Annotated in this window: 17 protein-coding genes and 1 tRNA gene; 9 read left to right on the plus strand and 9 right to left on the minus strand. The window is 32.6% G+C overall.

Annotated elements, in window-relative coordinates; all coding sequences use genetic code 11:
- Positions 1 to 5: 5 nt before the first annotated feature.
- The gene (locus FF125_RS04895; protein ID WP_138948728.1) at positions 6 to 1,151 is read right to left on the minus strand and encodes an alkaline phosphatase; all 1,146 of its coding nucleotides are present in this window, start codon (positions 1,149 to 1,151) and stop codon (positions 6 to 8) included.
- Positions 1,152 to 1,675: 524 nt separating this feature from the next.
- Between FF125_RS04895 and FF125_RS04900 the strand changes: the two genes are divergently transcribed.
- Genes FF125_RS04900 through FF125_RS04910 form a run of 3 tightly spaced genes read left to right on the plus strand, consistent with a single transcriptional unit; the run spans position 1,676 to position 7,982 of the window.
- Entirely contained in the window at positions 1,676 to 4,645 is a 2,970-nt protein-coding gene (locus FF125_RS04900) for a T9SS type B sorting domain-containing protein (RefSeq protein ID WP_175418870.1), read from the plus strand.
- A gap of 21 nt (positions 4,646 to 4,666) precedes the next feature.
- Positions 4,667 to 5,599, plus strand: a complete 933-nt coding sequence (locus FF125_RS04905; protein ID WP_138948730.1) for a PorP/SprF family type IX secretion system membrane protein — start codon at positions 4,667 to 4,669, stop codon at positions 5,597 to 5,599.
- Between the two features lie 31 nt (positions 5,600 to 5,630).
- Positions 5,631 to 7,982: an OmpA family protein gene (locus tag FF125_RS04910; RefSeq protein WP_175418871.1), complete on the plus strand. Its 2,352-nt coding sequence runs from the start codon at positions 5,631 to 5,633 to the stop codon at positions 7,980 to 7,982.
- A 220-nt stretch (positions 7,983 to 8,202) separates the two neighbouring features.
- Here FF125_RS04910 and FF125_RS04915 read toward each other — a convergent pair.
- Positions 8,203 to 8,276, minus strand: a tRNA-Asn gene (locus tag FF125_RS04915).
- Positions 8,277 to 8,450: 174 nt separating this feature from the next.
- Between FF125_RS04915 and FF125_RS04920 the strand changes: the two genes are divergently transcribed.
- A complete protein-coding gene (locus FF125_RS04920) occupies positions 8,451 to 11,183 on the plus strand; it encodes a 2-oxoglutarate dehydrogenase E1 component (RefSeq protein WP_138948732.1) in 2,733 nt (910 codons plus the stop codon).
- Between the two features lie 75 nt (positions 11,184 to 11,258).
- Positions 11,259 to 12,473: a 2-oxoglutarate dehydrogenase complex dihydrolipoyllysine-residue succinyltransferase gene (gene odhB / locus FF125_RS04925; protein ID WP_138948733.1), complete on the plus strand. Its 1,215-nt coding sequence runs from the start codon at positions 11,259 to 11,261 to the stop codon at positions 12,471 to 12,473.
- 107 nt (positions 12,474 to 12,580) lie between these two features.
- On the opposite strand, the gene FF125_RS04930 is transcribed toward odhB, so the two are convergent.
- The 7 genes from FF125_RS04930 to topA form a co-directional block, all read right to left on the minus strand.
- Positions 12,581 to 13,618 carry an NAD(P)/FAD-dependent oxidoreductase gene (locus tag FF125_RS04930; protein ID WP_138948734.1) on the minus strand — a complete coding sequence of 346 codons (1,038 nt, stop codon included), beginning with the start codon at positions 13,616 to 13,618 and terminating at the stop codon, positions 12,581 to 12,583.
- Positions 13,619 to 13,713: 95 nt separating this feature from the next.
- A complete protein-coding gene (porN, locus tag FF125_RS04935; protein ID WP_138948735.1) occupies positions 13,714 to 14,619 on the minus strand; it encodes a type IX secretion system ring subunit PorN/GldN in 906 nt (301 codons plus the stop codon).
- Positions 14,620 to 14,631: 12 nt separating this feature from the next.
- Complete coding sequence (porM, locus tag FF125_RS04940) at positions 14,632 to 16,176, minus strand: type IX secretion system motor protein PorM/GldM (RefSeq protein ID WP_138948736.1); 1,545 nt, start codon at positions 16,174 to 16,176, stop codon at positions 14,632 to 14,634.
- Between the two features lie 54 nt (positions 16,177 to 16,230).
- Complete coding sequence (porL, locus tag FF125_RS04945; protein ID WP_138948737.1) at positions 16,231 to 16,881, minus strand: type IX secretion system motor protein PorL/GldL; 651 nt, start codon at positions 16,879 to 16,881, stop codon at positions 16,231 to 16,233.
- A gap of 140 nt (positions 16,882 to 17,021) precedes the next feature.
- Complete coding sequence (porK, locus tag FF125_RS04950) at positions 17,022 to 18,407, minus strand: T9SS ring complex lipoprotein PorK/GldK (protein ID WP_138948738.1); 1,386 nt, start codon at positions 18,405 to 18,407, stop codon at positions 17,022 to 17,024.
- Positions 18,408 to 18,537: 130 nt separating this feature from the next.
- Positions 18,538 to 19,695, minus strand: a complete 1,158-nt coding sequence (locus FF125_RS04955) for a formimidoylglutamase (RefSeq protein WP_138948739.1) — start codon at positions 19,693 to 19,695, stop codon at positions 18,538 to 18,540.
- 128 nt (positions 19,696 to 19,823) lie between these two features.
- Positions 19,824 to 22,322: a type I DNA topoisomerase gene (gene topA / locus FF125_RS04960; protein ID WP_138948740.1), complete on the minus strand. Its 2,499-nt coding sequence runs from the start codon at positions 22,320 to 22,322 to the stop codon at positions 19,824 to 19,826.
- Between the two features lie 218 nt (positions 22,323 to 22,540).
- Between topA and miaB the strand changes: the two genes are divergently transcribed.
- The 4 genes from miaB (at position 22,541) to FF125_RS04980 (ending at position 26,820) form a co-directional block, all read left to right on the plus strand.
- Positions 22,541 to 23,995: a tRNA (N6-isopentenyl adenosine(37)-C2)-methylthiotransferase MiaB gene (gene miaB, locus FF125_RS04965; protein WP_138948741.1), complete on the plus strand. Its 1,455-nt coding sequence runs from the start codon at positions 22,541 to 22,543 to the stop codon at positions 23,993 to 23,995.
- A gap of 87 nt (positions 23,996 to 24,082) precedes the next feature.
- Positions 24,083 to 25,330: a sigma 54-interacting transcriptional regulator gene (locus FF125_RS04970; RefSeq protein ID WP_138948742.1), complete on the plus strand. Its 1,248-nt coding sequence runs from the start codon at positions 24,083 to 24,085 to the stop codon at positions 25,328 to 25,330.
- A 193-nt stretch (positions 25,331 to 25,523) separates the two neighbouring features.
- The gene (locus FF125_RS04975; RefSeq protein ID WP_138948743.1) at positions 25,524 to 26,024 is read left to right on the plus strand and encodes an LptE family protein; all 501 of its coding nucleotides are present in this window, start codon (positions 25,524 to 25,526) and stop codon (positions 26,022 to 26,024) included.
- Position 26,025: 1 nt separating this feature from the next.
- Positions 26,026 to 26,820 carry a hypothetical protein gene (locus tag FF125_RS04980; protein WP_138948744.1) on the plus strand — a complete coding sequence of 265 codons (795 nt, stop codon included), beginning with the start codon at positions 26,026 to 26,028 and terminating at the stop codon, positions 26,818 to 26,820.

Consider the following 26,820-nt stretch of genomic DNA (forward strand, 5'->3'; position numbering starts at 1 on the left):
AGCTACTATTTTTGTTCATTAACCATTTCGATGATTTTATCAAATATTGCCGTATTTTCATAAATTCCAGAAAAATTGGCTTCACCTGGGCCATATGCAAATACTGGAATTAAGGTAGCAGAATGCCCTCCCGTAGAAAAAGAACCTTTTATTTTGTTATAATCTCCATCATCAGATGCCAAGGTATAGCCACCAGTTTCATGATCTGCAGTTATAATAACTAGGGTATTACCGTCAGCTTCAGCAAAATCTAAAACACGTCCAATAGTTTTGTCAAAATCTAAGACTTCTTTTTTAATATATTCAGAATCATTTGCGTGTCCACCCCAATCTATTTGTGAACCTTCAACCATAAGGAAAAAGCCATTTTTACCTTTTACATCATTTTTATTAAGATAAGAAAGTGCTAATTCGGTTGCGTTTAATAAAAAATCTCCTCTTCCTTGATCCATTCTCGGCATCGCATCCTTCGACAATAAAAAACCATATTTTTTAGATTTTGATAGAGCTTGACTATTTTCAAGACTCAATGTGTCTATGGTAAACCCATGAGTTACAAACTCATTATAAAGTGACGAGTCATCTTTACGATGAAAGAACCACTTTTTACCGCCACCAGCAAAAAAATCTACTTGTGAACTTGGTAATTCACTAGCTATTTCTTCAGCCATGCCTCTAGATTTAACATGAGCAAAAAAGCTAGCAGGAGTTGCGTGAGTTATTGAAGAAGTAGCAATTAAACCCGTTGCATATTCTTTATTAGAAAGATAATCTACAATATTTTCAGCAGACAGGGTGTCTATGTCTACACCTATGGCACCATTATATGTTTTTTTGCCTGCAGAAAAAGCAGTTGCACCAGCAGCTGAATCAGTAATTAAATGACTACCTGACGATGTTTTTATTAACCCAATAGTATTAAAACGACTAAAGTTGGGTTCCGTTTCTTTTGAAAAGTAACTACTTGAAACTTGCGATACCCCCATGCCGTCACCAATCATAAGTATAATATTCAATGGTTTGTCTTCCTGTATTGGTTTTATGTCATTTGTACTTACAGCTTTTTTTGCACTACAAGCGTTAACAAATAGTATCAAAACCAAAAATGAAATAAACTTAACCGCGATACTTTTATTTAGTCTATGGATCATAATTTTTTATATTTTATTATAATAATTTAATAGAACAATATTAACAAAATATAAAAGATTCCTTCAGTCTTTTGCTAAGAAATTTACAATTAATTTTTTTAGTTCTTTTTAGAAAAATGTGTTTAGTTCTGTAGTGGATAAAAGTTGGAGATCTGTCTTCAAGTTAAAATCAATTAAAATGAAAACCATGTCTAAATCGCTGCGGAAATCGCTTTTTTTTCTTGAAATCATATCTTAATCACTCAGGATTAGCGATGTCTTTTGTTGTTTTATAAAAATAATTACCACTGTAACTATATGAATGTAAGTTTATTACGAGCGTCATATTAAAATTGGTTAACCAATTTAACATTCTTTAACAATTTTTAACATAACAGGGCGTTTTTAAAATCAGTGGAAATTTATTTTAGAAAACTAACACTAGTTTTTAAGAATTTAAGATTTAATTCTAATTAAGAACCCCCTATAAAATGTTTATCTTCCTTTTAAACTTTAACAGGATAACTATGGCCTTATGTTGCCTAATGTTTACCCTTAATATAAATGCTCAAGAGGCAACAGGAGCTAACCGTATTCAATTATTTGACAACGGTTCAAAGCTTAAAGTAACAGCTAATGTAAATCAATCTGTTTCTGAAAATTTAAAATCGACAATTAGTAGAAAATCAACTAATGGTTCTCCGGAATTTGATATAAAAATTGTTTCAGATTATAAAGCTACTTACGGCTGTTCTAAAGTAGTTGGTACAAATAATTATACATTTACAAATGTTGCCGTTAAAACTGACAATGGTGAAAATTTTGCATCAGATATTATTGTAGACTTAGGAGCTTCTTTCAATGAAATTGGTTTTAAAGATTCAGATGCTAGTCTAAAAGAAGCCTTAAATAGTAGTGCCAATTTGACGAAATTATATATCAATGATATGTTAATTTCCAATAGAAGAATTGAGTATCATAATGGTCGGTTCCGTGTGAAAATAGCAAATATTTCTGATGAAGAAATTGCTGGAATACTAGGTTTTAAAGATTTAGACCATGATGGTGTTTATGATGACTTAGAAGAAGGAGGCTCTTTTAAAGTAACTACAATTACTTCAGTCAATTGTTCCAGTAACGAAAAAGGATATAATGCTGCTAGAATACTGTTCAATAATAAAAAGGGAACAAGTCTAAGAGTACATACAGAAAAAGATGGGTATGTTTTAGCAAATAAAATTGAAGGCAATAATAACACGCTTGCATTTCCAAACTCCATAGATTATGATGTTCCTTTTGGTATTGAAGCTAACGTAAAAGGGGTTTTTGATCCGAGAGCTTATACAGGTTGTAAAAATCAATATACAGAGTTGGTTTTAACTTTTTCTAAAAAGTTAGACTTTTCTAATGTTACTTTTTTGGATGTGCATAATAGAGCAATTAGTCATGTTGTAGAGGAGAATAACACTTTGTTAAGGATAAAGATTCCACTTTTGGAAGTTGAAAATCAAGATCTAACAAAGTTTAAGATTGATGGTCTTCAAGCATCGTGTTTTAGTAATTCAACTGTAAATGTTGATTGGGCATGGAATTATGTTTGTGAAGATTGCAGTACTTGTAAAGTTGTATGGTTAAGTGGTGTAAATTCATTAAAAACAAACAATTGCACCCCTTTTGATTTGGGAATTGAGAAAGAAGTAAGCGATGTAAATCCTTATGTAGGTGATGAAGTAAAACTAACTACAACAATTACAAACAATAGTGATGTGCTTGCGGAAGATATTATTGTTACAGATGTATTGTTAGGTGGTTACGAGTATGTTTCATCAAAATCAAGTGAGAGTTTTGATTCGATAAAAGGAGAATGGAAAATAAGCAGTTTACCTGGAGGTACAAAAAAGACATTAACTGTAATCGCTAAAATACGAGAGACTGGAGTTTACGAAAATACGGCCTCTTTAACGGATTATAGTGGAGGTAATGATGAAGTTTTAGCTAATAACCAAAGTACTATTGTTGTTTCTCCTATTACGCCAAAAATAACCTTGATACAAGAAGGTATCTTTAATGATGAAAATAAAGATGGATATGCACAAGTAGGTGAAACAATATCATATAAGTTTACGATTCATAATGTGGGTAATACGGTGCTGAAGAATATCTTGGTGGAAGATCCAAAACTTAATATGTCGGGTGCCGCCATAGCTAGTTTAGCTGCTGATACTTATAATACAGATACTTTTACAGGTGTTTATATCATAAAACAGGAAGATATTAACGCAAAAGGTTTTCATAATAAGGCGGAGGTTATTGCTTTTGATATAAAAAATAATCAAATAAAAAATACAGCTCAAGACTTCCATAATTTAATGCCTTTAGATAGTAGTTGTGAAGATTGTTCTGTAGTAATGTTACCGCAATTAAAAGCATTGTCCTTAATCAAGTCTTTTTCAATTGAGGATACAAATTCGGATGGTATTGTAGGTAATTTAAAAGATGAAATTACTTTTCATTATGATGTTTTTAATACAGGTAATGTAACATTGTCAGAGGTGTCAATTGATTATCTGATACATGGAAATGCAAATATGATTGTTGTGTCTGACACCTTGCAACCTAGAGAAATTGGGCAATGGTCATTAACAGATGCAATTAATCAGCAAGATATCGATAGAGGTTATATAGAAGGTGTAGCCGTGGCAAAAGCGAAATTGCTGTCTGAATATAGTAATGGTGTTATTAATGATATCGTTGACGAAGGTGATGCTGGTACAGATCCTTATGGAGTGCATATTGAAAATCCAAATGCAATAGAAAGCTCACATGTCGATGGAAGTTATGATAATGACCCAACAAATGATCCAACAATTATAATATTACCAAGCACTTTAGACTTAAGTATTACAAAAGAGGTAGATAATTTAAAACCTGTAATAGATGAGGAAGTCATTTTTACCATCAAAGTTTTAAATAATGGTAATGTAACGGTTATAAATACTATAGTGGCAGAAGTAATCCCAGATGGTTATGAATATGTTTCTCATACTACAACATCAGGAATTTACTCTTTTTATGATGGAGAATGGTCCATTCCAACTTTAAATTTTGAAGAAGAAGTAAGTTTAGACATTACTGTTAAAGTTTTACAAGAAGGTGACTATTTAAATACAGCTAGTATTATTAGTTATGAAGGCATTACGGATAGTGACCAATCTAATAATGAAGCTAGTGCAGAAGCCTCTCCAACCTGTCTTATTATTTACAATGAATTTAGTCCTAACAATGATGGTGCTAATGATACTTTCGAAATAGATTGTATTCAAAATTATAAAGAGAATTCATTAACAGTCTTTAATCGTTGGGGCAATGTGGTATATAAAAAGGCAAATTATGATAATTCATGGAGTGGTTTAAGTAATTCAGGCAAAGAATTAGTCTCAGGTACGTATTATTATGTTCTTAAGCTTGGTGATGGAAGTAAAGATAAAACTGGTTGGTTGTTCATCAACAGATAATTAAAGTAAAGAGAAAAGAAAATGAAGAATCCAAAACAATATAGAAAATTTAGCGGATTTGTTGTTGTACTAATTATGCTGTTGTCAGAAAAAGTACAAACTCAACAAGATCCCGGGTTTACGCAATATATGTATAATACAATGAGTGTAAATCCGGCATACGCAGGGTCAAAAAAACATACAGTTTTTAATATTTTGGCAAGAAGTCAATGGGTAGGAATAGATGGGGCTCCAGAAACCCAAACATTAAGTTATGACACCTCATTGAGGTATACAAGTGTGGGTATTGGTTTAAATGTTATGAATGATAAAATTGGACCCGCTCAAAAAACACAAATAGATGCCAACGTATCTTATTCTTTACAGGTCACTGATGCATCTTTCTTAGCCTTAGGTTTAAAGCTTGGGGGTAGGTTGTTTAATGTAGATTGGAGTAAAGGAATTTATAAAAATCCAGACAGAGTCTTTGATACGAATGTGAATAATGAATTTTCACCTACAATAGGATTTGGTGCTTTTTATTATAGTGATAAATTTTATGTAGGAGCTTCAGTTCCTAATGTTTTGAGGACAAATAACTATAGTGCAAGTAAAGAAAATGTGGCCTTAGAAAAAGAACATATGTTTCTAATTGCTGGTTATGTTTTCGATATAAATAGAGATTTAAAATTTAAGCCTGCACTACTTTTTAAAGCGGTTATGAATGATCCATCATCTTTAGATATTTCTGCGAACTTTTTATATTTAGACAAGTTTCGTGGTGGTGTTTCTTATAGATGGAATGATGCGATAAGTGCTTTGTTAGGTTTTCAAGTAACAAATAGTCTAAATATAGGATATGCTTATGATTTAACAACATCTAATTATGGAGTTTATAACACGGGTACACATGAGTTCATGTTGCGATATGAGATATTTTCAAGAGGACCCGAAATATCTCCAAGGTTCTTTTAAAAATTATAAGCCACTAAAAATATGCTTAAAAATGAAAAATAAAATAATACTATTATTAATGCTTTGCGTGTCTTTGTTGGGATACGCTCAGAAAAAATATATTGCAGATCAGTATTTTAATGATTTGGCCTATAAAAAATCTGCTGAACTGTATGAGAAAATTTATGCAAAAGGTGATAAAAATGACTCTCTCGTAATAAGTAGGTTGGCCGATTCTTATTATGCCAATTCAGAAATGGAGAAAGCAGAAATATGGTACAAAAAGTTGGTGACTAGTTTTGGTGATAATGTATCAAAAAAACATTTATTGCGATATGCTCAAGTGCTGAGAAGTAATGGAGATTATAAAACCTCTGATGATATATTTAAAGAACACTTAAAAGATTCAGCAACTAATAGTGAAACGAATAGTGTAGCATTAGCACACCATAATTATATTTCTCAGATAGCTACAAATGGTATTAAAAGTAATATAAAGGTAACTAATGTAGCTATAAATACGCCATTTTCAGATTTTGGAGGATTTTTACATCACAACAAATTTTATTTCGCAAGTACCGCTTCAAAAAGTAAGAGAAAATCAAAAAAATATAAATGGAATAATCAGCCCTATTTAAATCTATATGAAGCAACGGTAATTGACACAATTTTAGGTGTTGATTCCACCAGTATGGCTTTTGAAGAGTTGAAAAATAAACAAGTGTTTTCAAAAAAAATAAATACAAAACACCATGAAGCGTCATTAGCTATAACCAAAGATGGTAAAACCATGTATTTTACGAGAGCTAATTATAGTAAAAGAAGATCTCCTAATAAGAAAGAGTCGTTAGCAAGGTTAAAAATTTATAAAGCGACTTTGGTAAATAATAAATGGAAAAATATTGAAGCCTTACCTTTTAATAGTAATACATACTCTGTTGGTCATCCTGCATTGAGTGTAGATGAAAAAACGTTGTATTTTATTTCTGATATGAAAGGTGGTTTTGGAGATTCAGATCTTTATAAGGTGGCAATTAAAAATAATAACAAATTTGGTAAACCTAAAAATTTAGGATCCAAAATAAATACGCAAGGGAGAGAAATGTTTCCTTATATAGGAGCAAAGAATATGTTGTATTTTTCTTCAGATGGGTATAAAGGGCTTGGTGGTCTCGATATTTATGAGGCACAAATTGAAGAAAATGGCAACATTGGTCCAGTAAAAAATATTAAGGCTCCTTTTAATAGTAATTTAGATGATTTCGGCTTTATAGTTGATGCAGATATTCAAAAAGGATTTTTCTCTTCAAATAGAGCAGGAGGTAAAGGCGATGACGATATTTATAGTTTTTCAATTGATAAATTGTCTATTTTAGAAGTTAAAAAGGTGGCGGAAAAACTTTTACCGTTAGCTATTATTAAAGATAGTATTAAAAATGGAATATTAAATGAGATTGCTGATAAGCAAGATAAGCGACACCAAGAATATCATAAAGAGGCAGAAAAGGCTTTAATTGTTGATAATGAATCTATAGTCAATCCTATTTATTTTGATTTTGATCGTTTTAATATTAAAAAAGATGTTGAATCAGACTTAGATAATATTGTAAAAATACTAGAAGAAAATCCAACGGTTGCAATAAAAATTGAGTCACATACTGATAGTAGAGGATCTGAAGATTATAATAAAAAGTTGTCTGATAAAAGAGCAAAAGCAACACGTAATTATATTCTTTCAAAAGGTATAGCCGTGGATAGAATAAAAAGTGTAATTGGTTTTGGAGAAGAAAAATTATTGTATTCATGTTCCGATTCTAATGAGCAAAAATGTAGTGAAGAAATGCATCAAAAAAATCGGCGTTCTTATGTTTATTTATTGAATACTAATGAAGTACAAGCTAATGATAAAATACAAGGAGCTATAGTAAATAATGATACTATAAAAACTTCTACAGTTAAATTGAAAGATGTGGTTGTTGATAGGGATGAACTTTCAGTAGTAAAAAATCAAATAGTAACTGATCCTATTTATTTTAATGTAAATAAATATGACATCCGTGAAGATGCAAAGCCTGAATTGGAAAAAGTAATTGAGGTAATGAAAAAAAATCCAGAAATGGTTATAAAAATAGAATCTCATACAGATAGCAGAGGGGCTAAAGATTATAACAAGAAATTATCTGATAAAAGAGCAATAGCAACACGTAATTATATCGTCAGTAAAGGGATATCACGTACTAGAATTCAAAGTGCCATAGGTTATGGTGAAGATAAGTTGTTAAATAATTGTAATGATGTCAATCAAAAAAAATGTAGTAAAGATGAGCATCAATTAAACCGTAGGTCTTATTTTTATGTTGTAACAAAGAAACAAAATAGAGTATCAAGTAGCTCTAATAAATAAAATTATGAACAGCTTTTTAGTATTCATTTAAATTTTAGACAAATTAGATCTTAAAAAACAAGAAATATTATTTTTTTACGCTCCTGATTTTTTAATTGAACCGATAATTGAATGCCTTAATTGTTTATTTAATGAGCTGTAAATCAATACGTATATAGGAGGTTAATGTATAAAAACACAAAAGCCTCTACATTTCTGTAAAGGCTTTGTTTCTCTGAAGCTCCCCCTCAAGGACTCGAACCTTGGACCCTCTGATTAACAGTCAGATGCTCTAACCAACTGAGCTAAGGAGGAATATTTTAGATTTCTCTAATTTTTCAGGTTGCAAATATAAATGTTTTTCTAATTTGAACAACAAAAAAATGAAAAAAAATAAAATTATTTTTTGCAAACTTATCAGACGTCATAATTTATTTTATCTCGTTAAAAATTGTACTTTTGTTTTTCATATTAAGAAATTTTTGATTAATGGATAGGTTTTCTTTTTTAAATGCAGTTCACACAGGTTTTATTGAAGATTTGTATGACAAATATTTGTCAAATCCTGATGCTGTTGAACCGAGTTGGAGAAGTTTTTTTCAAGGCTATGATCTTGCAAATACAGATTATAGTTTAACAGGGGAAGATAATGAAAGTGCAATTAGAGTTCCAGAGCATGTATTTAATGAATTTAAAGTAATAGAATTAATAAATGGTTATCGTTCTAGAGGCCATTTATTCACTAGAACAAACCCAGTTAGGGAGCGTAGAAAATACGAACCAACGTTAGCTCTAGAAAATTTTGGATTATCTGATAGTGATTTAGAGACGGTTTTTGATGCGGGTGAGGTAATCGGCATTGGAAGTAAATCGCTAAAAGACATTGTCAAGCATTTAGAAGCTATTTATTGCGACTCTATTGGTATAGAGTATATGTATATCCGAAAGCCAGAAGAAATTAAATGGTGGCAAGATGCATTAAATAAAAATGATAATCATCTTGAAAATAATGTTGAAAAGAAAAAGTATATTCTTTCTAAGCTAAACCAGGCCGTAACTTTTGAGCAATTTTTACAGACTAAATATGTTGGTCAAAAACGTTTTTCTCTTGAAGGAGGTGAAGCTCTTATTCCTGCTATTAGTAATTTATTATATCAAGCTGTAAATAAGCACCAATTGGAAGAATGTGTATTGGGTATGGCTCATAGAGGTCGTCTAAACACACTTACCAATATTTTTAGAAAACCAGTTAGAGAGTTGTTTAGCGAATTTGAAGGTAAAGACTTTGAAGATGATACTATTGATGGTGATGTAAAATACCATATGGGTTTAACGTTGAATAAAACCTATCAAAATGGTAAAGAAATAAAAATGAATTTGGTGCCTAATCCTTCTCATTTAGAGACTGTTGATGCTGTTGCAGAAGGAATTGCTAGGGCTAAAATTGATAGAAAATATAATGGAGATTCATCTAAAGTTTTACCGATACTAATTCATGGTGATGCTGCTATTGCCGGACAAGGAATTGTCTATGAGGTAATACAGATGGCTAAATTAAATGGTTATAAAACGGGTGGTACAGTTCATATCGTTGTAAATAATCAAATAGGGTTTACTACAAATTATTTAGATGCCCGTTCAAGTACGTATTGTACAGATGTTGGTAAGGTTACATTATCTCCAGTATTACACGTTAATGCTGATGATGTTGAAGCAGTAGTGCACGCTACAGAAATGGCATTAGAGTTTAGAATGAGATTTCAACGCGATGTTTTTATAGATTTATTAGGATATAGAAAATATGGTCATAATGAAGGTGATGAACCGCGTTTCACTCAACCTAAACTTTATAAGGCAATTTCTAAACATGAAAATCCCAAAGATATTTATGTTGATAAATTACTACGCGAAAAAGTAGTTGATGAGGCTTATGTTGAGAAATTAAAGGACGATTATAAGTCTATGCTTGAAACGGAGTATAATAAGTCTAAAGAAGATAAAACTTCGGTTGTAAAGCCGTTTATGGAAAGTACGTGGGAAGGTTTTGAACGTGCTGATTTAGCGGAAATGCTCAAGTCATTCGATACAAAGTATGCAGTAAAAAAATTAAAAGGTATAGCAAAGGTTATTTCGTCAGTACCAGAGGGTGCTAATTTTGTTAGAAAAGCAGAGCGAATTCTGAACGATAGAGCGAAAATGATTGATGCCGACAATCTAGATTGGGGCTTAGGAGAAACATTGGCTTATGGTTCATTGTTAGAAGAAGGTTATAATATTAGAATTTCAGGGCAAGATGTTGAGCGTGGTACCTTTAGTCATAGACATGCTATTTTGCGAGATGAAGTTACAGAGGAAAGAATTAATTTATTAAATAGTAACCCGAACAACAAAGGGGAAATGACAATTTACAACTCTTTGTTATCGGAATATGGTGTGTTGGGTTTTGATTATGGATATGCAATGGCAAATCCAAATACACTAACCATTTGGGAAGCCCAGTTTGGAGATTTTAGTAATGGAGCTCAGATTATATTTGATCAATATATGTCGGCGGCAGAAGATAAATGGAAGCTTCAGAACGGAATTGTGGTATTGTTGCCACATGGTTATGAGGGTCAAGGTTCTGAGCATTCTTCAGCAAGAATGGAACGTTATTTACAATTATGTGCCATTCATAATATGACGGTAGCAGATTGTACAACCCCAGGTAATTTCTATCATTTGTTACGTAGACAAATGAAAAGAAATTATAGAAAACCATTAATAGTTTTTACACCTAAAAGTTTATTACGTCATCCAAAAGCAGTATCTACATTAAATGATTTAGCAAAAGGAGAATTTCAAACCGTAATTGACGATACTATTAATAGAGATAAGGTTAAAAAATTGGTGCTTTGTACTGGTAAATTCTATTATGATTTATTGGCAGAACGGGAGATGTTAAATAGAGATGATGTTGCTTTAGTAAGAATTGAGCAATTGTTCCCATTAGATTTAGATAAAATTCAAAGTATTATAGATCTCTATAAAAATGTTGAAAACTATGTTTGGGCACAAGAAGAGCCACAAAATATGGGGGCATGGAGTTTTATGCTACAACGTTTTAATTTAGTAAAGCTAGAAGTAGCTTCAAGACCTTTTTATGCCGTACCTGCTGCAGGTTCTAGTGCAAGATTTAAAAGAAGGCAACAACGTGTGTTAGATTTAGTTTTTGATAAATAAAAGTGTATAATAATTAATAAATTCCATTATTTTTGATTGGAATTTGTAACTTGAATATAGATAATTTAAACAATTATGATTTTAGAAATGAAAGTCCCTTCTCCGGGCGAATCGATTACTGAAGTAGAAATAGCCACTTGGTTGGTTGAAGATGGTGATTATGTGGAAAAAGATCAGGCTATTGCAGAGGTAGACTCTGATAAAGCTACACTTGAATTACCAGCCGAAGATAGCGGTATTATAACTTTAAAAGCAGAAGAAGGAGATGCTGTTGCTGTAGGTGCTGTTGTATGTCATATTGATACAAGTGCTAAAAAGCCAGAAGGTGCCAGTTCATCAAAAGAAGCAATAAAAGAAGAACCGGTCAAAAAAGAAGAGAAACCTGCTGAAATTAAAAAACAAGAAACATACGCAAGTGGAACAGCTTCACCTGCTGCTAAAAAGATTTTAGCAGAAAAAGGTATGACTGCCAGTTCTATTAAAGGAACGGGTAAAGACGGTAGAATCACCAAAGATGATGCTGTAAATGCGACACCTAGTATGGGGTCACCAATAACAGGTGGCATAAGAGGTTCGGAACGCAAAAAATTATCAATGTTACGTCGTAAAGTGGCGGAACGTTTGGTTGCTGTTAAAAATGAAACGGCAATGCTTACTACGTTTAACGAAGTAGACATGAAACCTATATTTGATTTACGTAACGAATATAAAGAAGCCTTTAAAGCAAGACATGGTGTTGGTTTAGGTTTTATGAGTTTCTTTACGAAAGCAGTTGTAAGAGCCTTGCAATTGTATCCGGATGTAAATTCAATGATTGACGGAGATTATAAAGTAGCTTATGATTTTCAAGATATTTCTATCGCGGTTTCTGGTCCTAAAGGATTAATGGTTCCTGTAATTAGAAATGCAGAAAATTTAACTTTTAGAGGTGTTGAAGCAGAAGTAAAACGTTTGGCTATTCGTGCTAGAGATGGTGATATTACGATAGATGAAATGACTGGTGGTACTTTTACCATTACCAATGGAGGTGTTTTCGGTTCTATGTTGTCTACCCCAATTATCAATCCTCCTCAGAGTGCTATTTTAGGAATGCACAATATAGTGGAAAGGCCAGTAGCCATAAACGGAGCAGTTACCATAAGACCAATTATGTATGTTGCATTGTCTTATGATCATAGAATTATTGACGGTAAAGAATCTGTTGGATTTTTAGTAGCAGTGAAAGAGGCTCTAGAAAATCCTGAAGAATTACTAATGGACGGTAATGCTAAGAAAGCATTAGAAATGTAGTCTATAAATACTATAAAAAAAGCCCGAAATTCAATTGAATTTCGGGCTTTTTTTGTTTTTCTACCTCTCGGAAGTCGCATTGCAATAAAGGTTGCAAATGTTCCATGTTAAAACCTTGAGATATCAACCTCTTTACTGAGTTGCTCATCGTTTTCTAGATGATTATAGAGTTGTTTAGCCATTTTGGGAGCCAACATAACACCTCTGGTTCCTAATCCGTTTAAAATGGCTAATTGAGGGTTGTTGGGGTGTGTTCCAATTATGGGTCGCCTATCTTTTACAGTAGGTCTAATACCTGCCTTTTGATCAATGACTGTATAGGGAACATTAATTATTTTTTTCAACTTATTTTCCAATTCGTCTTTAGCCTCTTGGGTGGGATTCAAAGTTTTGTCCCTCCAATTGAAAGTTGCACCTACTTTATAAGTATCATTTCCTAAGGGCATAATAAATACAGAAGATTTTATTATATAATTAATGTTAAGGTTAGGGGAGTGGATGGTTAATAATTCTCCTTTGGCTTCTTTTAAAGGTATATCCTTAAAGAATGGATTTTTTACAACTCCATAACCTTCACAGAATACAATTTTTTTGGCTGTAATAGTTTTGTATTTAACACAGTCTTCTATAAAAATAACTTTTGAATACTCAAAACCTTCATTAACAATTAAATCTCTTTTCTGTAGGTAATCAATATATGCATCTAATAAGGCCTTGGTGTCAATTTTCCCTGTATTTGTAACGCTTCCTAATCCAAAAGGAGCATTGATACCTTGATTGTTGTTTTTAACGATTTTGGGAATCATATAACTCTCAAAAAAGGGCTTGTCACAAGCATTAAACCAATTATTTTGCTCTTCAATAGAGGTGAATATTCTATATATATCTAAAGGATAATCAATTTGGATATTTAATTTCTGTTCTAACGCTGCATAGAACGGTATTGCGATGTTTAATTGGTCAAAAGCATCCCAAACAGGAGTAAAACGTTTTAAAATAACGGGATTGTAAACTCCACCTGCCACTCGAGATGAATTTTGAGAATAATCTTCGTAAATGATATAGGACTTATCATTTCGTTCTAGTTCTTCAGCAATGGCTAAACCAGCCAATCCTAAACCTACAATAATATAATCTACTTGCATATTACAAATGTAGTTATAAAGGTAAAATAAAGGCATAAAAAAAACTCCTACTCAATAAAGAGCAGAAGTTTTTCAGATATACTACAGTGAATTTATTAATAATTCCACATGTCTAGTTCTTTATTTCTGATATCCTCTTTAAGTTTATCAGCTTCTAGAACTTGGAATAAAGCATTTCCTTTAATATACTCTGCAACATCTCTGTTACCGTATATATTCTCTTCTCTATAAATACTTGCCACAAAGCGACGTGCATTTAATAAATGATCATAAGATAGAGGGAACGCTGAGTTTTTATTGTTAAACACTTTCATTGCATGCGTTACTTCTCTAGCTCCTGGATACCATACCCAAAATAAAGGTATTAGTTCATCCATACCACCACCTGAACCTTGATTCAAGAAGTTAACATCTGGTGCAACTGGTGCAATACCTAATAAACGGTATTTTAACTCACCTTGTCTTTTATCGAAATACCAAACTCCTTTTATTTTAAGTCCAGCAATATCTCCAGAAGTTAAATCTGTTCTATCAACATACTCATCAGTAATAGCTTCACCTTGATTTAATAACTCATAACCGGCATCACTAGTGTCAATTCTAGATAAACGACCTTGAATCTCTTTGAAAGTTAATTTATTTTCAAAATAAGAATCGTCATAAATATCTGCAATCTCACCACTTTTAATACCTCTCAATAAAGTATCATAAAGAGATCTTCTACTAGAGCTAATGTTATTCGTATCTATTGGATAGTAGAATGGTAAATTAATTTTCTCATTCAAATCCACATACTCCCACACAACTTTAGACCATAGGATATCTCTATCATCTATGTAACCGTAAGGTAATGGTCCGTCATTATCAGCCGCTAATTGTTCTGCTGTTTTCATCCCAATTTCTTCAGGAATCTTTGCATTCAACAAATTAGCTTGTGCGTTTATTGAGCTTGTTGTTAATGCTACAACACCACACACTACTAAAAAACCTCTCCAATTCATAATATTTATTTTTTAATTTGTTAATTCTACATTTAATGGATTTACTTTCTTTAAGTAATACCCACTATTGCCAGATAACGATGCTCTTACATCAAATATTGTAACCATGTCGCCTTTTCTTGCTTTACTTAAAGCTCTAATCGCTGCGGCATTGAATTTTGTACCTTTAACAATCACTGTTGGTGATCCAGGAACTTTAATACTAAAGCCTGATACTCCAAGTTTTAAGTCAAACTCAAAATCTGGTATAATAGCTCCAATAGTCATTTTTTGTAAAGAACTTCTAGGCATTTTAATAACACCATATTGGCTACCTCTTACTGCTGCAGAAGGAGCAGGGATATCTTTAATTCTAAACGTTTGTCCAGAAGTTACAGAAGATCCATCAGGTAATTTACCAGTTACATTAATTTTAACTGTTTTACCTTTACCAGGACTCATCATATACTTACCTAAACCTGTTGATTTACGTAAACCTGGTGCGTTTGCTGAAATTGAATTGTCAGGTACACCTGGCATTGAAATAGTAATAGGGTTTTGTACACCTCTATAAACCACATTCATTTTATCAGCTGAAATCACAGCACTGTTAGGTTTTGCAACTACGGCATATTTAGTATTAATTGGTAATCTAACTAAAGAGTCACCTTCTTTAAATACAAACTCACCTTTAATTTCATTCTCACCTACATTACCTGAAGGGAAATCTAAAATTGCACCACCACCTTCAATATTAGTGATCTCTTTACCATTAATAATTACTTTGGTTGGTTTTAAAGTAGCATCATATTTACCTAATACTATTTTACCTTTAAAGTTTGCACCTTGTAACGTAGCTGGGTTGTCAGGTACTAAAATAGTCGTGTAGTTTCTCATTGAAACATCACTTTCTAATTGACCTTGAACCATTGCCATTAACATCTCATTTTCTGTTGATTTAATATCAGCTTGAAGTTGAGATAAGTTAGTAATTGTTGTAATTAAAGGAAAACCTTCATAACGATTTTTTAACCATGTTTGTGTTCCTTCACCATCTTTTATTTTTTGATCAGAAGTGTCAAAACGTGCATTTACTTTTGACGTTATGTCTTTATAATCATCTCCTAAAAGTGATGTTACTTCCGTACGGTAGTTATTCAGTTTACTTAAAAACTCTTCACCAGCTGGAGTAAACTTTTCTCCTGCAAAGAAGAAAGAATCACCTGCATCCGTTCCGTCCATAGACTCATAATTTGTAGGGTCTTCAACATCTTTAGTTAACTCTTCTTTCATTTTTTCAAGATGAGCATTAAAGTCTAAAGATAAAGCTTGTACCTTCTGAGCATTGGTATTGTGTTCTGCATACTTCTCTGGTTGATCGGCTGCTTTCGTAGCCAGACTAGCATAAGTAGCTGCATTCTGTTGTTCCGCTGACACGTTAGATGCTGCCAGTTTTTCGTTCATGAAACCAAAAGCAGATAAAACTTGTTTTGACATATTCATTGCTAACATCGCGATAAATACCAAATACATTAAGTTAATCATTTTCTGCCTTGGTGATAGTTTGCCTCCTGCCATTTTTTTCTAATTAGTTTTAGTTAATAGTTGGGTTAAATTATTTTATTCTACTAATTAGTTTCTATTTGACATAGCAGATAGCATACCTCCATAAACACCATTCAATGATGATAAGTTTGTTGCTAAAGATTCCATTTGATCTTTAAGTTTTACTGTGTTTTCAGCAACTGCTTCACTCAATTCAGATTGTCTTGATGCACTATCATACTGCACTTTATACAAACTGTTTAAAGATTCCATATTAGAAGCAGCTAATGTTAATTGCTCGCTATATTTACTTGTTGCGGCAACTGAATTTGCAGCTGGTGCAATATTTTCTGCGGCACCTGCAAAATTTTGGATGCTTGTAGATAATCTATCCATTTTTTCAGAATCAAGATTTGCTTCAGCTAACATAGTATCTAATTTAGAAGATAACATGCTTTCAGCATCTACATCACCAGATAATCTATCCAAGCCTTGTCCTTGTCCTCCTGCTAATTCAGGATATACTAGTGACCAGTCTAAGTCTTCTTCAACAGGTTCAAATGCAGAGAATGCAAAAATTACTGCTTCTGTTAATAATCCTATTGTTAACATAACTCCACCTGTTAATGGTCCAATGCTAAAGTGTAAGATTTTGAATAATGCTCCTACTAATACTACTGATGCTCCCATACCATAAACGAAGTTCATGATTTTTTTCTGTTTAAGTGATCCTGCCATAATTTTTCTTTTTTCGGGTTAATTTTAATTTTAATTATTAATTCTAGTTGGTTTATTTTAAAACGTTTGTTATTACTATTTATTATTACTTAATGATAATTACTACTAAATTTTTATTGAAAATTGTCTTTTATTGAATGTTATTTAACACCCATATAATCTTGTACTGTTCTAAAGCCTACATAACTTCTTGCAGAATCTCCATATTCGTAATCTCTTGTACTTACTTCTAAGAAATAAGCTACATCTTTCCAAGATCCTCCACGAATTACTTTTCTTTGATTACCGCTATCATTTACATTAGGGTTCATTGTAGAACCTAAGTAATAAGAAGCTGGGTCATAAGCAGTGTCAGTCCATTCTGAAACATTACCTGCCATGTTATATAAACCGTAGTCATTAGGTGTAAAAGACTTTGCTTCCATGGTATATAAAGCCCCATCAGCAGCATAATCTCCCCTTTGTGGTTTAAAGTTTGCCATAAAACAACCTCTATCAGTTTCCGTATAAGGACCACCCCAAGGGTATTTAGCATATTCTAAGCCTCCACGAGCAGCAAATTCCCACTCAGTTTCAGTTGGTAATCTAAAGTTAGGAACTTTACCTGCACCTTTATTAGCTAAAAATCTGTTTTTCTTTTGAGTTCTAAAGTCACAAAAAGCTTTGGCTTGTGGCCATGATACGCCAACTACAGGGTAGTCATTGTATGCTTGATGCCAGAAATAATCTTGGTGCATTGGGTCGTTATATGAGTAATTAAAATCTTTTACCCAAACTGTTGTATCAGGATATATTTCTACTGTATTTTTCTTGATAAAGTCTTTTCTATTACTACTTTTTCTTGCAGCACCTTCTGGATCGAAAGTGTAGTATAAGTATGATAGTTTTTTAGTATCAACAATTCTTCTACCGTCAAAAACCTCAGTGATTGGTAAATATAAACTGTCCATCGCTTCTGCATAACTTGCATCAGGATATTCTGCTATATTCCAAACCAATTCAGGTTCCCAGTTTAATGCTTTACCTTCAGTTGGTGAATTTAAATCACCTAAGCTACCGTAGTTATCCATCATATATTTATAATATACATTGGCAGTAGTATCGGGTTCTGCAAATTTGTATTTTTGAATACCATCTTCGTTACCTGAAGATGCACCTGCATCTAAATCGGCACTAGCTGCACCAAAACCTTGTTCTTCTGCAAGAATGGCTAATTGAGTTCTTACAATAGAATCTCTTACCCATACTACAAACTCTCTATATTCAGCGTTTGTAATTTCTGTTTCGTCCATATAAAATGGTCTTACAGTTACAGTTCTGGATGGTGTGTTTAATGCACCTGCAATATCCTCATCTGTTTTACCCATTGTAAAGGCACCACCTGGAATTAATGTCATTCCTAATGGTTTCTCAGGGAAAAATTTCTTTTTAGACCTAACACCTGTTAACTCTCCTCGGTCGCTAGATCCACAACTGGTTGCTAAAGCAAATACAGCAAGTAAAAAATAAACGGTTACTTTTCTCATAAATGTAAATTTAGTATCCCTTTTATAGGGGAACAATACTATTTGTTATATTAAAACTATTTCGATAAAAAACAATTTTGATTTCGTAGAATCACTTTAAGAACGCAGAAATATTATTTTTAGTGTATAACTAATTTAATTTTCTAAAAGTTTTCCACCATCTTTCTGGAATAACTTGATTTCCTGCTCGTAAATAATCTTGATACGTACAAGGTATTAACGTATGCTTTGTAGTTTTATTATTTGGATGTTCAACTTCCATCCACCATCTGTCACTTTTATTACTTTTGAAGAAGTTGATTGTAGTGTCTTCAATAGGTACTATATATTTTGTGTAATCTTTTTTTGATGTAAAAGGGTATTCATTAGTTCTAAAATTAAAACCTTCAATAAAATACCATATCATCTGGGCAATTAAATGTGCGGTTTGGTCTTTTTCATCTAATTTGGCATTGTATTCGTAAATTCCAAAAGAAGAAACTTTATCACTGATACCTGCATATCTGGAAATAGCACATATCGTCTCACCATAAAATCCGTTCGGTACAGCATTATTGTTCGCAGGTGCTTCCGCTCGTCTTACAGAACCAATATCAATACTTACAACATCCGTATCTCGAAAAACAGGTTCTACTATTTTTATATCATTGGTAATTTCACCCAATCTATACGTGTCGAAATATAATTTTTCTAATAAATCAATTTCTTCTTGCGAGTTAAAATACGTCTGATAACCAATATTACTATAATTAAATAGATTACTTGGTTGCTCCATAATTACTTTACTCAAAAAAGAGGTTGAAGATATTTCTTCTTCAATAGTACCTAAATCAAACTTTGTATCTACTGTGGTAAGATTAACGGTTTGTTCTAATTTATCATACGCTCTATAATTAGCATAGGTTAAGTCTTGACCGCCACCTATAATTATTGGGATGATATTATTTTTAACTAAATAGACTATTATTTCTTGAAGTGCAAAATAGGAGTCTTCTTCCGTTTCGCCTTGAGGGATATTGCCTAAATCGACAATTTTTGAAAACCAGTTGCCTGGAAATAATTGATATAGATATTTTCGTATGACACCAAAATTATTACCAGCACCAAAATTGTCTTCCGCTCTTCTTCCTTCTTCAACACCTATAATAGCAATATGTACCCCTTTTAATTCAGGAATTCCATTTTGTTTTGAATGAATAGCAATCCTTTGACCTAACGATTGATTAGGTAATAAAGCCGAATGTGCCACAACAACATCTTCAACAGGATTTAAGAATTCAAAACTCATAGTTTAGTTATAATGGTTATTTGTTATTGGATTATTATTGTCATTCCGAGGCACGAGGAATCTCATTAATATGAGTACTACTTTTTAACAGATTCCTCGTGCCTCGGAATGACAGTTTAAGAATAGTATTATTTTTTCTTTTTAGCTGGTTTTTTAGCAGCCTTTTTTCTTGGTTTTTTCTTGGGAGTTTTCTTTTCAATAATTTCTAGCACTTCTTCCAGGGTCAATTTTTCGGCATCAGTCGTTTTAGGCATTTCAATTTTAAGTTTGCCTTTAATAATATTAAACCTGCCCCATCTTGCTTTTTCTACTCTAATTCCTTCTTCTTCCCAATTGTGAATAAGTTTATCTATTTCTTTTTGAATTTTAACTTCAATCAACTCTTCAATGTTAGCTTGAGTCAAGTTATCAAAATCGTATTTTTTGTTTACATTGATAAACATGCCATCATATTTAATGAAGGGGCCAAATCTACCCACACCTTTTTGCACAGGTAACTCTTTATAATGAGCAATTGGTGCATCAGCTTCTTGTTTGGCCTTAATAAGCACAGTGGCTCTTTCCATATCAACATCCATAGGGTTTTCACCTTTATCTAAAGAAATGAATTTTGTTCCAAACTTCACATAAGGTCCAAACCTACCATTATTTACAATAATTTCTTCACCTTCATATTCACCTATTGTTTTAGGTAATTTAAAAAGATCCATAGCTTCTTCATAAGTTACCGTTTCTAACGTCTGACCTAGTTGTAAACTAGCAAACTTAGGTTTTTCTTCATCTGTAACTTCACCAATTTGTACCATAGCACCAAATCTACCCAAACGCGAATACACATTTTTGCCAGATTCAGGGTCTATTCCTAATAAACGTTCACCTTTAGCTCTTTCTGCATTTTCAGAAACATCTTCAACTCTTGGATGAAATTTTTCATAAAAATCTTTTATCATTGAGGTCCAATCTTCTTTACCTCTAGCAATATCATCAAATTCTTCTTCAACTTTCGCTGTAAAACCAAAATCCAATACTGTTTTAAAATGCTCAACTAAAAAGTCATTTACAATTTTACCGATATCGGTAGGTACCAACTTGCCTTTATCAGAACCTACTTTTTCAGTAAGTTCTTTTTCAGTAAGTTTATCCGATTTAAGTTTTAGCTCCGTATATTTTCGTTCTACACCATCAATAGAGCCTTTGTCTACATACTCTCTACGTTGAATTGTAGAGATAGTAGGTGCATATGTTGACGGACGACCAATACCCAATTCTTCCAATTGTTTTACTAAAGAAGCTTCCGTAAATCTACCAGGAGCTCTTGTATAACGTTCGGTTGCGGTAATGTAATTATTTTTTAACGTTTCGTTTACAGCAAGTTTAGGTAACATGCCTTCTTGTTCTTCATCTTCATTATCTGTACCTTCTAAATAAACTTTCAAAAAGCCTTCAAAAGTGATTACCTCTCCATTAGCAGTTAAAATTTGTTTATTTTTTGTGTTGCTAATTTTTACGTTGGTACGTTCTAACTTAGCATCACTCATTTGAGAGGCTAAGGTTCTTTTCCAAATTAGACTATATAATCTATCTTCATCTTTACCTATTGAAGACTCATGTAAGCTCATGTCAGTAGGTCGAATCGCTTCGTGAGCTTCTTGAGCATTTTTAGACTTAGATTTGAAATTTCTTGGGTTACTATATTCTGAACCGTATGATGATGTGATTTCTTCAGCAGCTGCGTTCTTAGCATCTTCAGATAAGTTTACACTATCTGTCCTCATGTATGTTATAAGTCCCGCTTCATATAAGCGTTGTGCCATAATCATTGTTTTGGCAACTGGAAAATATAACTTACGAGAGGCTTCTTGTTGTAAAGTTGAGGTTGTAAATGGTGCTGCTGGTGATTTTTTTGCTGGTTTTGTCTGTAAATCAGCTACTTTGAAAGCTGCACCTGTACAAGATTTTAAAAACTTTTCAGCGGCTTCTCTTGTCTCAAAATTCTTCGGGAGTTTAGCTTTAAAAGTTTTACCTTCTTCATTGCTAAATTCAGCATCTATTCTGTAAGAAGCAATAGGATTAAAACTTTCAATTTCACGTTCGCGTTCTACAATTAAACGTACAGCAACTGATTGTACCCTACCTGCTGATAATCCTCCTTTTACTTTCCGCCATAAAACAGGTGAAAGTTCATAACCTACCAACCTATCTAAAACCCTACGGGCTTGTTGTGCATTAACTAAATTATAATTGATGCTTCTCGGATTTTCAACAGCTTTTAGAATCGCTGTTTTTGTAATCTCATGAAAAACAATTCGTTTTGTATTCTCTAAATCTAATTTTAATTGCTCAAATAAATGCCATGCAATTGCTTCACCCTCTCGATCCTCATCACTAGCTAGCCATACGGTATCTGCTTTTTTGGCAAGACTTTTTAATTTTTTTACTACCGCCTTCTTATCATCAGAAACAATGTATTCTGGAGTAAAATCTCCTTCTACATTTACACCTAATTCCCTTGAAGGCAGATCGGCAATATGACCATAACTCGATTCAACCTGAAAATCTTTACCTAAAAATTTTTCAATGGTTTTTGCTTTTGCAGGTGACTCAACAATTACTAAATTTTTTGCCATATACGTCGATTGATAGTTAACTTTTAGAGATTCAATATTGATTAGAATTGAAAAATTGAATACTCTTTTGAATGTGCAAAAGTATATAGAATTTTTTAATATTATTTTTTTTAATACACTTATCCGCTATTTAGTCTTTTTTAGAGGGTGTTAAATTTCTGCCAAAATGGCATAATTTTAGGTTATAGGTTGTATATTTGCATTCCATTTTTTAGATAATGCATACAGAGAAAATAATAGAAGAAAATAAACAAGGTCAATCTTTAGTTGCTGAAAAGGTAACTGGTAATGACAAAAAGTTATTTATAGAAAGTTACGGTTGTCAAATGAACATGAGCGACAGTGAGATCGTAGCATCTATATTGGTTAAGGAAGGGTTTAATACCACACAAAAATTAGAAGAAGCTGATTTAGTGTTGGTAAACACCTGTTCTATCCGAGATAACGCAGAGCAAACCATAAGAAAAAGATTACAATATTATAACTCGGTTAAGCGTACAAAAAACCCATCCATGAAAGTGGGCGTGTTAGGTTGTATGGCTGAACGTTTAAAATCGAAATTTTTAGAAGAAGAAAAAATTGTCGATTTAGTAGTTGGTCCAGATGCGTATAGAGATTTGCCTAATTTAGTTGAAGAGGTAGAAGCAGGACGCGATGCAATTAATGTTATTTTGTCTAAGGAAGAGACTTATGGAGATGTTTCGCCAGTTAGATTACAATCTAATGGTGTTTCTGCATTTGTATCGATAACAAGAGGGTGTGATAATATGTGTACTTTCTGCGTTGTACCTTTTACGAGAGGAAGAGAACGTAGTCGTGATCCTAAAAGTATTATTGAAGAAATAAGAGACCTAAAACAAAAGAATTTTAAGGAAGTTACCTTACTTGGTCAGAATGTAGATAGTTATTTATGGTATGGTGGTGGATTGAAAAAGGATTTTGTTAAAGCTTCAGAGATTGCTCAAAGTACAGCGGTTGATTTTGCTCAATTATTGGACTTATGTGCTGAAGAGTTTCCTAAAATTCGTTTCAGGTTTTCTACGTCTAATCCGCAAGACATGCATTTAGATGTTTTACATGTTATGGCAAAGCATAAGAATATTTGTAAATACATTCACTTGCCTGTTCAGTCTGGTAGTACTAGAATTTTAGAGAGAATGAATCGCCAACATACGCGAGAAGAATATATGGAGTTGGTAGATAATGTTCGTAGAATATTGCCTGATTGCTCAATATCGCAAGATATGATTACCGGATTTTGTGGTGAAACAGAAGAAGATCATCAAGATACTTTATCATTATTAGAATATGTAAAATACGATTTTGGGTTTATGTTTGCCTATTCTGAAAGACCGGGTACACTGGCGGCTAAAAAGTTTGAAGATGACATTCCACTAGCGGTCAAAAAGAGACGCTTGGCAGAAGTTATCGCATTGCAATTAAAACATTCACATTATTGGACTAAAAAACATGTAGGTAATGTGGAAGAAGTACTCATTGAAGGTACCTCAAAAAAGAATGAAAATGAATGGAAAGGTAGAAATACACAAAATACTATTGTAGTTTTTCCAAAAGAACACTACAAAATGGGTGATTTTGTAAACGTAAAAATAAATTCTTGTACCTCTGCAACCTTAATTGGAACAGCGGTTGGGTATTCAGAGAATAATTGATAGCTTAATAATTTATAATTCAAGATTTTTCCTTGATTTAACGGTGATTGCCTAGATTCTTGTGTTAAAATCTTGTAGCTCAAAATAATGGAAAATTTACAAACCATAAAACAGCGATTTGGTATTATTGGAAACGATATTAACCTAAATCGTGCTTTAGAAAAAGCGATTCGAGTTGCTCCTACAGATATTTCAGTTTTAGTAACTGGAGAGAGTGGTGTGGGTAAAGAATTTATACCTAAAATTATTCACCAACTATCACATAGAAAACATGCAAAATACATCGCAGTAAACTGTGGTGCGATACCGGAAGGTACCATTGATAGTGAATTATTTGGGCATGAAAAAGGCTCATTTACGGGAGCAACACAATCAAGAAATGGTTATTTTGAAGTTGCCGATGGAGGTACTATCTTTTTAGATGAGGTAGGGGAGTTGCCGTTAACTACACAAGTTCGTTTATTACGTGTGTTGGAGAATGGTGAATTTATAAAAGTGGGTTCATCACAAGTGATGAAAACTAATGTAAGGATTGTTGCCGCTACTAATCTAAATATGATAGAAGGCATTCAAAAAGGTAAATTCCGTGAAGATTTATATTATAGATTAAGCACCGTAGAAATTAATTTACCAGCCTTACGTAAACGAAGAGATGATATTCATTTATTGTTTAGAAAGTTTGCTTCAGATTTTGCTCAAAAATACAATATGCCTACGATCAGATTGACTGATGAAGCCATTGTTGTTTTAAAGGATTATGCTTGGAAGGGGAACATTCGTCAACTGCGAAATGTAACAGAACAAATATCTGTAATAGAACAAAATAGAGAGATTTCAGCTCAAACCTTAAGAAGCTATTTACCAGATCACAGTTCAAATTTTCCAGCTCTAATTAAAGAAGGTTCAAAGGGGAGTGATTTTGCCAATGAACGTGAAATTTTATACAAAGTACTATTCGATATGCGTAATGATATTACGGACTTGAAAAAGTTGACGATGGAATTGATGCAGGGAGGAAAAGTTGATCATGATAATATTGAAAATACTCAGCGACTTATCCAAAAAATTTATGGAGATTCACCTGAGGATGAAGAAAATTTAGTTGAAATAATATCTCCTCAAAAGAGAGACAGCTATCAAGAAGAATCTCGTGAATATAATGACAACTATCAAGATGCGGAAACGGTGGAAGAATCTTTGTCTTTACAGGATAAAGAATATGAAATGATAAAAAAGTCCTTGGAGAGAAATCAGAATAAAAGAAAGTTAGCAGCCAAGGAGTTAGGTATTTCAGAAAGAACATTATATAGAAAAATAAAGCAGTACGATTTGTAGTTGATTTTAGATAGGAGATAATAGATTTTGTACCGATGTTACGGGAGAGATTATTATATTTACAAATTATAATGAATTATATAAGGTTTGAACGTAGCAATTGTCCCCTTTACGGGAATATAGGAGTGTTGGTATTATGATGAATGAAGTATTTAATAAATTTAAGTAGTTTCTTAGAGGATAGATTAAAATAATGAAAAACATAATTATAGCAATTACATTACTATTACTATTCACCCAAAGTTGTGGAGTCTATTCCTTTACCGGAGGTGATGTTGGAGACGCCGAAACCATACAAATAGATTATTTTCCTAATAATGCTATACTCGTTGAACCTACATTGAGTCAAAAATTTACAGATGCTTTACGCGATTTATTTACACGCCAAACAAATTTGAGTTTAACGACAGCGGGTGGCGATTTGTACTTTGAAGGAGAAATAACGGATTATAAGGTAATTCCTATTACGGCAACAGCAGATCAGGCAGCAGCACAAAATAGATTGACAATTGCAGTAAGAGTACGCTATTATAACAAAAAGGAAGAAGATAAAGATTTTGAAAAGACATTTTCTTTCTATTCAGATTTTGATGCAAATTCACAATTAATAGGTGGCGTATTAGAGACTGCTCTTGAAGAAATTTTTGAACGATTAACTCAAGATATTTATAACGCTTCCGTAGCAAATTGGTAGTATGAACATTTCAGAATTTACATCATTATTAGATACCAAAAGGTCGATAACCATCGAGCAAACCAATGCAATTGAAGATATTTTGGAAAACTATCCTTATTTTCAAGCAGCAAGAATGATTCATCTTAAAGGCTTAAAGAATCAGCATAGTTTTAAATATAATTCAGCACTTAAATCAACAGCAGCATATACCACGAACAGAACGGTGTTGTTCGATTTTATTACTGCAAATACTTTAGATAACTCAAATATTATTGAGAAAAAAAAGCAAAAAATAGCGACGAATGAGGTCGTAGATTTTGAAATAATTGAAGAATTAGAGCATGAAAAACCGGTTGCAGAAATTATTGAAGAAGAGACAGTAATTGAAAAGGTAGAAGAAAAATTAAATATCGGTAAACCATTAGTATTTGACCTTTCAGAAATGCATTCTTTTAGTGAATGGATGCAACTCACCAATATAAAACCCATAGATAGGCAAGAAATTAGTGAAGATATAAAACAAAAAGAAGTTTCTGTAAATCAAGATAAATTCGATATTATAGACCAATTTATAGCGACTAAACCTAAAATGGAAGCAGTCAAAAACGTTGAAAACATTGATGTTTCGTTTGAAAGTGTTGTTGAAGATGGTACTTTAATGACTGAAACTTTAGCACGTGTATATCTCGAACAAAAAAAGTATGATAATGCGATACAAGCTTTTAAAATATTAAGTTTGAAATATCCAGAAAAAAGTAGTTTCTTTGCAGACCGAATTAAAGCAATAAAATTTTTACAAAAAAATAATTCATAA

This window comes from Aureibaculum algae (genome assembly GCF_006065315.1).
Lineage (GTDB): Bacteria > Bacteroidota > Bacteroidia > Flavobacteriales > Flavobacteriaceae > Aureibaculum > Aureibaculum algae.

Bases quoted from the DNA above. Each gene is read 5' to 3' on its own strand.
- FF125_RS04895 (WP_138948728.1), bottom strand. From the start codon at position 1,151: ATGATCCATAGACTAAATAAAAGTATCGCGGTTAAGTTTATTTCATTT.
- FF125_RS04900 (WP_175418870.1), top strand. From the start codon at position 1,676: ATGTTTACCCTTAATATAAATGCTCAAGAGGCAACAGGAGCTAACCGT.
- FF125_RS04905 (WP_138948730.1), top strand. From the start codon at position 4,667: ATGAAGAATCCAAAACAATATAGAAAATTTAGCGGATTTGTTGTTGTA.
- FF125_RS04910 (WP_175418871.1), top strand. From the start codon at position 5,631: ATGAAAAATAAAATAATACTATTATTAATGCTTTGCGTGTCTTTGTTG.
- FF125_RS04920 (WP_138948732.1), top strand. From the start codon at position 8,451: ATGGATAGGTTTTCTTTTTTAAATGCAGTTCACACAGGTTTTATTGAA.
- odhB (WP_138948733.1), top strand. From the start codon at position 11,259: ATGATTTTAGAAATGAAAGTCCCTTCTCCGGGCGAATCGATTACTGAA.
- FF125_RS04930 (WP_138948734.1), bottom strand. From the start codon at position 13,618: ATGCAAGTAGATTATATTATTGTAGGTTTAGGATTGGCTGGTTTAGCC.
- porN (WP_138948735.1), bottom strand. From the start codon at position 14,619: ATGAATTGGAGAGGTTTTTTAGTAGTGTGTGGTGTTGTAGCATTAACA.
- porM (WP_138948736.1), bottom strand. From the start codon at position 16,176: ATGGCAGGAGGCAAACTATCACCAAGGCAGAAAATGATTAACTTAATG.
- porL (WP_138948737.1), bottom strand. From the start codon at position 16,881: ATGGCAGGATCACTTAAACAGAAAAAAATCATGAACTTCGTTTATGGT.
- porK (WP_138948738.1), bottom strand. From the start codon at position 18,407: ATGAGAAAAGTAACCGTTTATTTTTTACTTGCTGTATTTGCTTTAGCA.
- FF125_RS04955 (WP_138948739.1), bottom strand. From the start codon at position 19,695: ATGAGTTTTGAATTCTTAAATCCTGTTGAAGATGTTGTTGTGGCACAT.
- topA (WP_138948740.1), bottom strand. From the start codon at position 22,322: ATGGCAAAAAATTTAGTAATTGTTGAGTCACCTGCAAAAGCAAAAACC.
- miaB (WP_138948741.1), top strand. From the start codon at position 22,541: ATGCATACAGAGAAAATAATAGAAGAAAATAAACAAGGTCAATCTTTA.
- FF125_RS04970 (WP_138948742.1), top strand. From the start codon at position 24,083: ATGGAAAATTTACAAACCATAAAACAGCGATTTGGTATTATTGGAAAC.
- FF125_RS04975 (WP_138948743.1), top strand. From the start codon at position 25,524: ATGAAAAACATAATTATAGCAATTACATTACTATTACTATTCACCCAA.
- FF125_RS04980 (WP_138948744.1), top strand. From the start codon at position 26,026: ATGAACATTTCAGAATTTACATCATTATTAGATACCAAAAGGTCGATA.